The following is a 12032-nucleotide window of genomic DNA, read 5'->3' as shown; positions in this document are numbered from 1 at the left end:
GATGGCCTCGCTCCCGCTAATCAGGGGCCCTGGCAAGGGCCTTCGGATCGTCGCTCTAAGCTACCCACCTGAGCCGATTCGTGTCTGTACCGCCCACAAGGTGTGTTTGACGAGGTTGCGACTGGAACGAAGTTGTCCCGAGGGACGGAAGCTAACCAGGTAACCCGGCTACACACTGATGGATCGTACAAAGGCCCACGACGCCCGAAGACTGTTCGCAGTTCGCCCCTACCTGCTCAACTCTCCCCTTGAGCCACTCGTTCATCACGTCGCCTTCCCCGCCAAACCTGGCTTGAACACCTAAGCTTCTGGTCAGCGAGCCGCCATACCCACGCACTGAATACGTGGCTGGCAAATGGAATTTTCCACCTAGACCTATGCGACGAGGTTTTTCCCCATGGCACTGACACGCGAACAGCAAATTGCAGCCCTTGAAAAAGATTGGGCTGAAAACCCACGCTGGAAAGGCGTGACCCGCGCTTATTCCGCTGCTGACGTCGTCCGCCTGCGTGGCTCGGTTCAACCAGAGCACACCTTTGCAAAACTCGGCGCCGAGAAGCTGTGGAACCTGGTAACCCAAGGTGCCAAGCCTTCCTTCCGTCCCGACAAAGATTTCGTCAACTGCATGGGCGCCCTTACTGGCGGCCAGGCAGTCCAACAGGTAAAAGCCGGTATCCAGGCGATCTACCTGTCCGGCTGGCAAGTGGCTGCGGACAACAACTCCGCTGAATCCATGTACCCCGACCAGTCGCTGTACCCGGTGGACTCGGTTCCAACCGTGGTCAAGCGCATCAACAACTCGTTCCGTCGTGCCGACCAGATCCAGTGGAAAGCCGGCAAGAACCCAGGCGACGCAGGCTACATCGACTACTTCGCCCCTATCGTGGCTGACGCCGAAGCCGGTTTCGGTGGCGTACTGAACGCCTATGAACTGATGAAGAGCATGATCGAGGCAGGCGCTGCCGGCGTGCACTTTGAAGACCAACTGGCCTCGGTGAAGAAATGCGGCCACATGGGCGGCAAAGTATTGGTACCCACCCAGGAAGCTGTGCAGAAGCTGACCGCAGCCCGCCTGGCAGCTGACGTTGCCGGCACGCCAACCATCATCCTGGCGCGTACCGATGCCAACGCAGCTGACTTGCTGACCTCGGACTGCGACCCGTACGACCAGCCGTTTGTAACCGGCGAGCGTACTCAGGAAGGCTTCTATAAGGTGCGCGCCGGTCTCGACCAAGCCATCGCCCGTGGCCTGGCGTACGCGCCATACGCCGACCTGATCTGGTGCGAAACCGCCAAGCCGGACCTGGACGAAGCCCGTCGCTTTGCCGAAGCGATCAAGAAGGAATACCCGGACCAACTGCTGTCCTACAACTGCTCGCCTTCTTTCAACTGGAAGAAGAACCTGGACGACGCGACCATCGCCAAATTCCAGCGCGAACTGTCCGCCATGGGCTACAAGCACCAGTTCATCACCCTGGCTGGCATTCACAACATGTGGCACAGCATGTTCAACCTGGCGCACGACTACGCTCGCAACGACATGACTGCCTACGTGAAGCTGCAAGAGCAGGAATTCGCCGACGCGGCCAAGGGTTACACCTTCGTGGCTCACCAGCAGGAAGTGGGCACCGGCTACTTCGACGACATGACCACCGTGATCCAGGGCGGCACCTCGTCCGTGACCGCGCTGACCGGTTCGACCGAAGAAGAACAGTTCCACTAAGGAGCATCGCGTACACGGCCACGACGGCCCCAAGGAAGACCTAACCGCCGTGCCGCACCACAATCACGCCCCGACCTGTTCGGGGCGTTTTTTTTGCGCTGATGAAAACCCGCCTGACACAACCCGCTCCCACAAGGGGAATGTGTGCAACCTGAACATTTTGCGCAAAACATTGATCTAGAGCGGTATCCGCCTCAACCAGATCAGTTAAAAGATCCCCGTCAACAACTAAGCGGCAATCGAGCAAGTAACGGCAACTTCCCCCGCCACACGAGAAACATTCGCTTAAACCCTGCATAAACAATAGTCATTATCATTTGGCGCATGAAAACTTCGTTACAGGTTAAACAAAACATAATTGATCAAAAGCCCGCTAATGCCCATGCCGCAAGGGCTACAGCCCCACGAAGGTGCACTATGTCCTTATTCCATCGAATAATTTCGCTATAGGAATTTTACTTGCCCGGTGTTTAGCCATAAAATCACCGCGATTGATTGCAGTGCGACATATCGTCACTGCATCGTTACTTTTTCGAGCTCAGAGACCTTTGCTCTCTGTTAAGGATTTCCAGCATGACCGAAGCGACAGGACTCATGGCCCACAACTGGGGCTTTGCCATTTTCCTCCTCGGTGTTGTCGGCCTTTGCGCCTTCATGCTCGGCGTCTCCAGCCTCCTCGGGTCAAAAGCCTGGGGCCGCAGCAAAAATGAACCGTTCGAGTCCGGCATGCTGCCTACAGGTGGCGCCCGCTTGCGGCTCTCAGCCAAATTCTATCTGGTCGCGATGCTGTTCGTGATCTTCGATATCGAAGCCCTCTTTCTCTTTGCCTGGTCTGTGTCTGTCCGCGAAAGCGGCTGGACCGGATTCGTCGAAGCTCTCGTTTTCATAGCAATTCTGTTGGCAGGCCTTGTCTACCTATTCCGAGTGGGCGCCCTTGATTGGGCTCCGGAAGCTCGTCGTAAGCGGCAAGCGAAGCTGAAACAATGAGGCTTTGGCGATGCAATACAATCTCACCAGGATCGACCCGGATGCTCCTAACGATCAGTACCCCATCGGCGAACGGGAAACCGTCTCCGATCCGTTAGAAGACCAAGTCCACAAAAACATCTACATGGGCAAGCTGGAAGACGTGCTGAGTGGCGCGGTCAACTGGGGGCGTAAAAACTCCCTGTGGCCGTACAACTTCGGTCTGTCCTGCTGCTACGTGGAAATGACCACCGCCTTCACGGCGCCCCACGACATCGCGCGCTTCGGCGCCGAAGTTATCCGGGCATCGCCGCGCCAGGCGGATTTCATGGTTATCGCCGGCACCTGCTTTATCAAGATGGCGCCGATCATCCAGCGTCTCTACGAGCAAATGCTCGAACCAAAGTGGGTTATCTCCATGGGTTCGTGCGCCAACTCCGGTGGCATGTACGACATCTACTCCGTTGTCCAAGGGGTGGACAAGTTCCTGCCCGTGGACGTCTACGTGCCTGGCTGCCCGCCCCGCCCTGAAGCGTTCTTGCAAGGCTTGATGCTGTTGCAGGAATCGATTGGCAAGGAGCGTCGCCCGCTTTCCTGGGTCGTCGGCGATCAAGGCGTATACCGCGCCGAGATGCCTTCGCAAAAGGAAGAGCGCCGCGAACAGCGAATCGCAGTCACCAACCTGCGCAGCCCTGACGAAGTCTGATCCAGCACCGCTTCTTTTATAGAACGAACACCTGGCTTCATTCTTTACGTTGACCGAAAGCGATAAAAAACCATGACTACAGGCAGCGCTCTGTACATCCCGCCTTATAAGGCAGACGACCAGGATGTGGTCGTCGAACTCAATAACCGTTTTGGCCCTGACGCCTTCACCGCCCAGGCCACACGCACCGGTATGCCGGTGCTGTGGGTGGCGCGTGCCAAGCTCGTCGAAGTCCTGACCTTCCTGCGTAACCTGCCCAAGCCGTACGTCATGCTCTATGACCTGCATGGCGTGGACGAGCGTCTGCGCACCAAGCGCCAGGGCCTGCCGAGCGGCGCCGACTTCACCGTGTTCTACCACCTGATGTCGCTTGAACGTAACAGCGACGTGATGATCAAGGTTGCCCTGTCTGAGAGCGACCTGAGCATCCCGACCGTCACCGGTATCTGGCCGAACGCCAGCTGGTACGAGCGTGAAGTGTGGGACATGTTCGGCATCGACTTCCCAGGCCACCCGCACCTGACGCGCATCATGATGCCGCCGACCTGGGAAGGTCACCCGCTGCGCAAGGACTTCCCTGCCCGCGCCACCGAATTCGATCCGTTCAGCCTCAACCTCGCCAAGCAACAGCTTGAAGAAGAGGCCGCGCGCTTCCGTCCGGAAGACTGGGGCATGAAGCGCTCCGGCACCAACGAGGACTACATGTTCCTCAACCTGGGCCCGAACCACCCTTCTGCTCACGGTGCCTTCCGTATCATCCTGCAACTGGACGGCGAAGAAATCGTCGACTGCGTGCCGGACATCGGCTACCACCACCGTGGTGCCGAGAAGATGGCCGAGCGTCAGTCGTGGCACAGCTTCATCCCGTACACCGACCGTATCGACTACCTCGGCGGCGTGATGAACAACCTGCCGTACGTGCTCTCGGTCGAGAAGCTGGCCGGTATCAAGGTACCGGACCGCGTCGACACCATCCGCATCATGATGGCCGAATTCTTCCGGATCACCAGCCACCTGCTGTTCCTGGGCACCTATATCCAGGACGTCGGCGCCATGACCCCGGTGTTCTTCACCTTCACCGACCGTCAGCGCGCCTACAAGGTCATCGAAGCCATCACCGGTTTCCGCCTGCACCCGGCCTGGTACCGCATCGGCGGTGTTGCACACGACCTGCCGAACGGCTGGGAGCGCCTGGTTAAAGAGTTCATCGACTGGATGCCCAAGCGTCTGGACGAGTACCAAAAGGCTGCGCTGGATAACAGCATCCTCAAGGGCCGTACCATCGGCGTCGCCCAGTACAACACCAAAGAGGCCCTGGAATGGGGCGTCACCGGTGCTGGCTTGCGCTCCACCGGTTGCGACTTCGACCTGCGTAAAGCGCGCCCGTACTCCGGCTACGAGAACTTCGAGTTCGAAGTCCCGCTGGCGGCGAATGGCGATGCCTACGACCGTTGCATCGTGCGCGTCGAAGAAATGCGCCAGAGCCTGAAGATCATCGAGCAGTGCATGCGCAACATGCCGGCTGGCCCGTACAAGGCGGATCACCCGCTGACCACGCCGCCGCCGAAAGAGCGCACGCTGCAGCACATCGAAACCCTGATCACGCACTTCCTGCAGGTTTCGTGGGGCCCGGTCATGCCGGCCAACGAATCCTTCCAGATGATCGAAGCGACCAAGGGTATCAACAGTTATTACCTGACGAGCGATGGCGGCACCATGAGCTACCGCACCCGGATTCGTACCCCAAGCTTCGCCCACTTGCAGCAGATCCCTTCGGTGATCAAAGGCGAGATGGTCGCGGACTTGATTGCGTACCTGGGTAGTATCGATTTCGTTATGGCCGACGTGGACCGCTAAGCATGAACAGCACGCTTATCCAGACAGACCGTTTCACCTTGAGTGAAACCGAGCGCTCGGCCATCGAGCACGAGCTGCATCACTACGAAGACCCGCGCGCGGCGTCGATCGAAGCCTTGAAGATCGTCCAGAAGGAACGTGGCTGGGTGCCGGACGGCGCCCTCTACGCCATCGGCGAGATCCTCGGCATCCCCGCCAGCGACGTTGAAGGTGTGGCCACGTTCTACAGCCAGATCTTCCGCCAGCCGGTAGGCCGCCACATCATTCGCGTGTGCGACAGCATGGTGTGCTACATCGGCGGCCACGAGAAAGTGGTCGATGCGATCCAGACCAAACTGGGCATCGGCCTCGGCCAGACCACTGCAGACGGGCGTTTCACCCTGCTGCCGGTGTGCTGCCTGGGCAACTGCGACAAGGCGCCGGCGTTGATGATCGACGACGACACATTCGGTGACGTGCAGGCAACTGGCGTGACCCAATTGCTCGAGGGCTACCCATGACCCTTACATCTTTCGGCCCGGCCAACCTGATCAAGCGTTCGCCTGAGACACATCCGCTGACCTGGCGCCTGCGTGACGATGCCGAGCCCGTGTGGCTCGACGAGTACCAGGCCAAGAACGGCTATGCCGCAGCGCGCAAAGCCTTCGCCGACATGGCCCAGGACGATATCGTCCAGACCGTGAAAGACGCCGGCCTCAAAGGTCGCGGCGGTGCAGGCTTCCCCACGGGTGTTAAGTGGGGCCTGATGCCCAAGGACGAATCCATCAACATCCGCTACCTGCTGTGCAACGCGGATGAAATGGAGCCGAACACCTGGAAAGACCGCATGCTGATGGAGCAACTGCCCCATCTGCTGATCGAAGGCATGCTGATCAGCGCCCGCGCGCTGAAAACCTACCGTGGCTATATCTTCCTGCGTGGCGAATACACCACCGCCGCCAAGCACCTCAACCGTGCGGTAGAAGAAGCCAAGGCAGCGGGCCTGCTGGGCAAGAACATCCTCGGTTCCGGTTTTGACTTCGAACTGTTCGTGCACACCGGCGCCGGGCGTTACATCTGCGGTGAAGAAACCGCACTGATCAATTCCCTCGAAGGCCGTCGCGCCAACCCGCGTTCCAAGCCCCCCTTCCCTGCCGCTGTGGGCGTGTGGGGCAAGCCGACCTGCGTGAACAACGTCGAGACCCTGTGCAACGTGCCGGCGATCATCGCCGACGGCGTGGACTGGTACAAATCGTTGGCCCGTGAAGGCAGCGAAGACATGGGCACCAAGCTCATGGGCTTCTCCGGCAAGGTCAAGAACCCTGGACTGTGGGAACTGCCATTTGGCGTGACCGCACGCGAGCTGTTCGAGGACTACGCCAGTGGCATGCGCGACGGCTACACCCTCAAGGCTTGGCAGCCAGGCGGCGCCGGTACTGGTTTCCTGCTGCCCGAGCACCTCGACGCACAGATGTATGCCGGCGGTATCGGCAAGGTCGGCACCCGGATGGGTACGGGCCTGGCGATGGCAGTGGACAACACCGTGAACATGGTCTCGTTGCTGCGCAACATGGAGCAGTTCTTTGCCCGTGAGTCCTGCGGCTTCTGCACCCCATGCCGCGACGGTCTGCCGTGGAGCGTCAAGCTGCTGATGGCCCTGGAAAACGGCGAAGGCCGCGAGGGTGACATCGAGACCCTGCTGGGTCTGGTCGGTTTCCTCGGCCCAGGCAAGACCTTCTGTGCTCACGCACCGGGCGCCGTAGAGCCATTGGGCAGCGCTATCAAATACTTCCGCTCGGAGTTCGAAGCCGGCATCGCGCCTACCAGCGCCGCCGTCCCGCCTCTGGCAAGGCCGATCGTAGTCGGCGCGTAACGCTTAAAGAAGCGAAGGGTCCGTGCCCTTCGCTTTCTCATGTGCTGACGCCTTGATGGCTGTGTAGATGCACATGAATAACAAGATTCCATTAGCCACGCCCGCTGACAACGGGCCAACGAAGAACTTTGAACCATGGCCACTATCCACGTAGACGGCAAAGCGCTCGAAGTCGATGGGGCGGACAACCTGTTACAGGCATGTCTGTCACTAGGCCTCGACATCCCGTATTTCTGCTGGCACCCCGCACTTGGTAGCGTCGGTGCCTGTCGCCAGTGTGCGGTCAAGCAATACACCGACGAGAACGACACCCGTGGTCGTATCGTCATGTCGTGCATGACCCCAGCCACCGACAACACCTGGATCTCCATCGAAGATGAAGAGTCCAAGGCGTTCCGCGCCAGTGTGGTCGAATGGCTGATGACCAACCACCCCCACGACTGCCCGGTCTGTGAGGAAGGCGGTCACTGCCACCTGCAAGACATGACGGTGATGACCGGCCACAACGAGCGCCGTTATCGCTTCACCAAGCGTACCCACCAGAACCAGCAACTGGGCCCGTTCATTTCCCACGAGATGAACCGCTGCATCGCCTGCTATCGCTGCGTGCGCTTCTATAAAGACTACGCCGGTGGCACCGACCTGGGTGTCTTCGGCGCCCATGACAACGTGTACTTCGGTCGCGTTGAAGACGGCGTGCTCGAAAGCGAGTTCTCCGGCAACCTCACCGAGGTTTGCCCGACCGGTGTGTTCACCGACAAGACTCACTCCGAGCGCTACAACCGTAAGTGGGACATGCAATTCGCGCCAAGCATCTGCCATGGCTGCTCCAGCGGTTGCAACATCTCCCCGGGCGAGCGCTACGGCGAACTGCGTCGGATCGAAAACCGCTTCAACGGTTCGGTCAACCAGTACTTCCTGTGTGACCGTGGCCGCTTCGGCTATGGCTACGTCAACCGCAAGGACCGTCCACGCCAGCCACTGCTGGCCAACGGTGGCAAGCTGAGCCTGGACGACGCGCTGGATAAAGCCGCCGACCTGCTGCGCGGCCGCAACATCGTCGGTATCGGTTCGCCGCGTGCCAGCCTCGAAAGCAACTACGCGTTGCGCGAGCTGGTCGGTGCCGAGCACTTCTACAGCGGTATCGAAGCCGGTGAGCTGGAGCGTATCCGCCTGGTCCTGCAAGTACTGAACGACAGCCCGCTGCCGGTTCCGAATATGCGCGACATCGAAGACCACGACGCGATCTTCGTCCTCGGCGAAGACCTGACCCAGACCGCTGCCCGTGTGGCCCTGTCCCTGCGTCAGTCGGTCAAAGGCAAGGCTGAAGACATGGCCGACGCCATGCGCGTCCAGCCGTGGCTCGACGCCGCCGTGAAAAACATCGGCCAGCACGCGCTGAACCCGCTGTTTATCGCCAGCCTGGCTGAGACCAAGCTCGACGACATCGCCGAAGAATGCGTGCACGCAGCGCCCGACGACCTGGCCCGCATCGGTTTCGCCGTGGCCCACGCCCTCGACGCCAGCGCGCCTGCCGTCGAAGGCCTGGATACTGAAGCCGTCGAACTGGCCCAGCGTATCGCCGACGCCCTGCTGGCGGCCAAGCGCCCCTTGATCATTGCCGGTACCTCGTTAGGTTCCAAGGCGCTGATCGAAGCCGCGGCCAACATCGCCAAGGCCTTGAAGCTGCGCGACAAGAACGGCTCCATCAGCCTGGTCGTGCCGGAAGCCAACAGCCTTGGCCTGGCCATGCTCGGTGGCGAGTCCCTGGACGCTGGCCTGCAAGCGGTGATCGACGGCAATGCCGACGCCATCGTGGTGCTGGAAAACGACCTGTACACCCGCACTGACTCGGCCAAGGTCGACGCCGCGCTCAACGCCGCCAAGGTGCTGATCGTTGCCGACCACCAGAAGACCGCTACCAGCGATCGTGCCGACCTGGTCCTGCCAGCCGCCACCTTCGCCGAAGGCGACGGTACCCTGGTCAGCCAGGAAGGTCGCGCCCAGCGCTTCTTCCAGGTGTTCGATCCGAAATACATGGACGCCAGTATCCTGGTTCACGAAGGCTGGCGCTGGCTGCATGCCCTGCGCGCCACCCTGCTGAACCAGCCGATCGACTGGACCCAGCTCGACCACGTGACCGCCGCCACCGCTGCCAGCGCGCCGCAGCTGGCACGCATCGTCGATGCCGCACCGTCCGCCGCGTTCCGCATCAAGGGCATGAAACTGGCCCGTGAACCGCTGCGTTACTCCGGTCGTACCGCCATGCGCGCCAATATCAGCGTGCACGAACCGCGTACTCCGCAAGACCCGGACACCGCATTTGCCTTCTCCATGGAAGGTTACTCGGGTTCGGTCGAGCCGCGTCAGCAGGTGCCGTTCGCCTGGTCGCCGGGCTGGAACTCGCCACAAGCTTGGAACAAGTTCCAGGACGAAGTCGGTGGTCACATCCGCGCTGGCGACCCGGGCACCCGCCTGATCGAAAGCACCGGTGACTCGCTGAACTGGTTCGCCGCCGTACCGCGTCCGTTCAACCCGGCCCAAGGTACCTGGCAGGTTGTGCCGTTCTTCCACCTGTTCGGCAGTGAGGAAAACTCCTCGAAGGCCGCACCGGTGCAAGAGCGCATCCCGGCTGCCTACGTGTCCGTGGCCAAGTCTGAAGCCGACCGCCTGGGCGTCAACGACGGTGCCCTGCTCAGCCTGAACGTGGCTGGCCAGACCTTGCGTCTGCCGCTGCGTATCAACGACGAGTTGGGTGCCGGCCTGGTTGCACTGCCAAAAGGCGTCGCCGGCATTCCAGCGGCGATCTTTGGCAAAACCGTTGACGGTCTGCAGGAGGCAGCGCAATGACTTGGTTCACTCCTGAAGTGATCGACGTGATCATCTCGGTTCTAAAAGCCATCGTGATCCTGTTGGCCGTGGTCGTTGCGGGCGCCCTGCTCAGCTTCGTCGAACGTCGCCTGCTGGGCTGGTGGCAGGACCGTTATGGTCCGAACCGCGTTGGCCCGTTCGGTATGTTCCAGATCGCCGCCGACATGCTGAAAATGTTCTTCAAGGAAGACTGGACCCCGCCGTTTGCCGACAAGGTGATCTTCACCCTGGCACCGGTCGTGGCCATGAGCGCCTTGCTGATCGCCTTCGCGATCATCCCGATCACCCCGACCTGGGGCGTGGCGGACCTGAACATCGGCTTGCTGTTCTTCTTCGCCATGGCCGGTTTGTCGGTCTACGCGGTGCTGTTCGCCGGCTGGTCGAGCAACAACAAGTTCGCCCTCTTGGGCAGCTTGCGGGCTTCGGCCCAGACCGTGTCCTACGAAGTGTTCATGGGCCTCGCGCTGATGGGCATCGTGGTGCAGGTCGGCTCGTTCAACATGCGCGACATCGTCGAGTACCAGGCGCAGAACCTGTGGTTCATCATTCCGCAGTTCTTCGGCTTCTGTACCTTCTTCATCGCTGGCGTCGCCGTGACTCACCGTCACCCGTTCGACCAACCGGAAGCGGAACAGGAACTGGCCGACGGTTACCACATTGAATACGCCGGCATGAAATGGGGCATGTTCTTCGTTGGTGAATACATCGGCATCATCTTGATCTCGGCCCTGCTGGTCACGCTGTTCTTCGGCGGCTGGCACGGTCCGTTCGGCATCCTGCCGCAGTTGGCGTTCTTCTGGTTCTTCCTCAAGACCGCGTTCTTCATCATGTTGTTTATCCTGCTGCGCGCTTCCATTCCGCGTCCACGATACGACCAGGTGATGGATTTCAGCTGGCGCTTCTGCCTGCCGCTGACCCTGATCAATTTGCTGGTGACGGCTGCCGTTGTGTTGTTGAACACGCCCGCCGGCGCGGTTCAGTGAGGATTTGACCCATGTTCAAATATATTGGCGACATCGTTAAGGGTACCGGTACCCAATTGCGAAGCCTGGTGATGGTGTTCGGTCACGGTTTTCGCAAACGCGACACCCTGCAATACCCGGAAGAAGCGGTGTACCTGCCGCCACGTTATCGCGGCCGTATCGTACTGACCCGCGACCCCGATGGCGAAGAACGCTGCGTAGCCTGCAACCTGTGCGCCGTGGCCTGCCCGGTGGGTTGCATCTCCCTGCAGAAAGCTGAAACCGAAGACGGTCGCTGGTACCCGGACTTCTTCCGCATCAACTTCTCGCGCTGCATTTTCTGCGGCCTCTGCGAGGAAGCTTGCCCGACCACCGCAATCCAGCTCACACCGGATTTCGAGATGGCCGAGTTCAAACGTCAGGACCTGGTGTACGAGAAAGAAGATCTGTTGATCTCTGGTCCCGGTAAAAACCCTGATTACAACTTCTATCGTGTTGCAGGTATGGCCGTTGCCGGTAAGCCGAAAGGCGCCGCACAAAACGAAGCCGAGCCGATCAACGTGAAGAGCTTGCTGCCTTAAGGAAGAAAGATGGAATTCGCTTTCTATTTCGCGTCCGGTATTGCAGTGGTGTCCACGCTTCGCGTGATCACCAACACCAATCCTGTGCACGCCCTGCTCTACCTGATCATTTCGTTGATCGCCGTGGCCATGACCTTTTTCAGCCTCGGCGCACCGTTCGCCGGTGTCCTGGAAGTGATCGCCTACGCTGGCGCCATCATGGTGCTGTTCGTGTTTGTGGTGATGATGCTCAACCTGGGGCCGGCTTCTGTCGCCCAGGAGCGCGTCTGGCTCAAGCCCGGCATCTGGCTTGGCCCGGTCGTGCTGGCAGCCTTGCTGCTGGGTGAACTGCTGTATGTGCTGTTCGCTCACCAGAGCGGCCAGGCCATCGGCCACACCACCGTAGACGCCAAGGCCGTGGGCATCAGCCTGTTCGGCCCGTACCTGCTGGTGGTCGAACTGGCGTCGATGCTGCTGCTCGCTGCAGCCGTCACCGCCTTCCACTTGGGCCGCAACGAAGCCAAGGAGCAATGAC

Annotated in this window: 10 protein-coding genes; all 10 read left to right on the top strand. The window is 60.3% G+C overall.

What is annotated here, in order from left to right:
• Positions 1–397 precede the first annotated feature (397 nt).
• The 10 genes from aceA to nuoJ all read left to right on the top strand — a co-directional run bounded on the left by aceA (position 398) and on the right by nuoJ (position 12031).
• Positions 398–1723 carry an isocitrate lyase gene (gene aceA, locus HF257_RS14515; RefSeq protein ID WP_105698602.1) on the top strand — a complete coding sequence of 442 codons (1326 nt, stop codon included), beginning with the start codon at positions 398–400 and terminating at the stop codon, positions 1721–1723.
• A gap of 573 nt (positions 1724–2296) precedes the next feature.
• Positions 2297–2710 (top strand): NADH-quinone oxidoreductase subunit A, encoded by a 414-nt coding sequence (locus tag HF257_RS14510; protein WP_003219575.1) that lies wholly within the window; start codon positions 2297–2299, stop codon positions 2708–2710.
• Positions 2711–2720: 10 nt separating this feature from the next.
• Complete coding sequence (locus tag HF257_RS14505) at positions 2721–3395, top strand: NuoB/complex I 20 kDa subunit family protein (protein WP_016975544.1); 675 nt, start codon at positions 2721–2723, stop codon at positions 3393–3395.
• A 72-nt stretch (positions 3396–3467) separates the two neighbouring features.
• A complete protein-coding gene (gene nuoC, locus HF257_RS14500; RefSeq protein WP_033896875.1) occupies positions 3468–5252 on the top strand; it encodes an NADH-quinone oxidoreductase subunit C/D in 1785 nt (594 codons plus the stop codon).
• Positions 5253–5254: 2 nt separating this feature from the next.
• The gene (gene nuoE / locus HF257_RS14495; RefSeq protein WP_105698603.1) at positions 5255–5752 is read left to right on the top strand and encodes an NADH-quinone oxidoreductase subunit NuoE; all 498 of its coding nucleotides are present in this window, start codon (positions 5255–5257) and stop codon (positions 5750–5752) included.
• Positions 5749–7104 (top strand): NADH-quinone oxidoreductase subunit NuoF, encoded by a 1356-nt coding sequence (gene nuoF / locus HF257_RS14490; protein ID WP_185706632.1) that lies wholly within the window; start codon positions 5749–5751, stop codon positions 7102–7104. The genes nuoE and nuoF overlap by 4 nt, the downstream gene beginning before the upstream one ends.
• 135 nt (positions 7105–7239) lie before the next feature.
• Positions 7240–9954 carry an NADH-quinone oxidoreductase subunit NuoG gene (gene nuoG / locus HF257_RS14485; RefSeq protein ID WP_185706630.1) on the top strand — a complete coding sequence of 905 codons (2715 nt, stop codon included), beginning with the start codon at positions 7240–7242 and terminating at the stop codon, positions 9952–9954.
• Complete coding sequence (nuoH, locus tag HF257_RS14480; RefSeq protein WP_185706628.1) at positions 9951–10958, top strand: NADH-quinone oxidoreductase subunit NuoH; 1008 nt, start codon at positions 9951–9953, stop codon at positions 10956–10958. Before nuoG ends, nuoH begins: the two co-directional genes overlap by 4 nt.
• A gap of 11 nt (positions 10959–10969) precedes the next feature.
• The gene (nuoI, locus tag HF257_RS14475; RefSeq protein WP_003174725.1) at positions 10970–11518 is read left to right on the top strand and encodes an NADH-quinone oxidoreductase subunit NuoI; all 549 of its coding nucleotides are present in this window, start codon (positions 10970–10972) and stop codon (positions 11516–11518) included.
• Between the two features lie 9 nt (positions 11519–11527).
• Entirely contained in the window at positions 11528–12031 is a 504-nt protein-coding gene (nuoJ, locus tag HF257_RS14470) for an NADH-quinone oxidoreductase subunit J (RefSeq protein ID WP_016974048.1), read from the top strand.
• Position 12032: the final 1 nt, after the last annotated feature.

The sequence above is a fragment of the Pseudomonas cremoris genome (assembly GCF_014230465.1).
Note: the sequence above shows the minus strand (reverse complement) of the source record. Positions and strands in the feature narration are given on the sequence as shown.

Excerpts from the sequence above, each read along its gene's own strand:
- aceA (WP_105698602.1), top strand. The coding sequence starts at position 398 with ATGGCACTGACACGCGAACAGCAAATTGCAGCCCTTGAAAAAGATTGG.
- HF257_RS14510 (WP_003219575.1), top strand. The coding sequence starts at position 2,297 with ATGACCGAAGCGACAGGACTCATGGCCCACAACTGGGGCTTTGCCATT.
- HF257_RS14505 (WP_016975544.1), top strand. The coding sequence starts at position 2,721 with ATGCAATACAATCTCACCAGGATCGACCCGGATGCTCCTAACGATCAG.
- nuoC (WP_033896875.1), top strand. The coding sequence starts at position 3,468 with ATGACTACAGGCAGCGCTCTGTACATCCCGCCTTATAAGGCAGACGAC.
- nuoE (WP_105698603.1), top strand. The coding sequence starts at position 5,255 with ATGAACAGCACGCTTATCCAGACAGACCGTTTCACCTTGAGTGAAACC.
- nuoF (WP_185706632.1), top strand. The coding sequence starts at position 5,749 with ATGACCCTTACATCTTTCGGCCCGGCCAACCTGATCAAGCGTTCGCCT.
- nuoG (WP_185706630.1), top strand. The coding sequence starts at position 7,240 with ATGGCCACTATCCACGTAGACGGCAAAGCGCTCGAAGTCGATGGGGCG.
- nuoH (WP_185706628.1), top strand. The coding sequence starts at position 9,951 with ATGACTTGGTTCACTCCTGAAGTGATCGACGTGATCATCTCGGTTCTA.
- nuoI (WP_003174725.1), top strand. The coding sequence starts at position 10,970 with ATGTTCAAATATATTGGCGACATCGTTAAGGGTACCGGTACCCAATTG.
- nuoJ (WP_016974048.1), top strand. The coding sequence starts at position 11,528 with ATGGAATTCGCTTTCTATTTCGCGTCCGGTATTGCAGTGGTGTCCACG.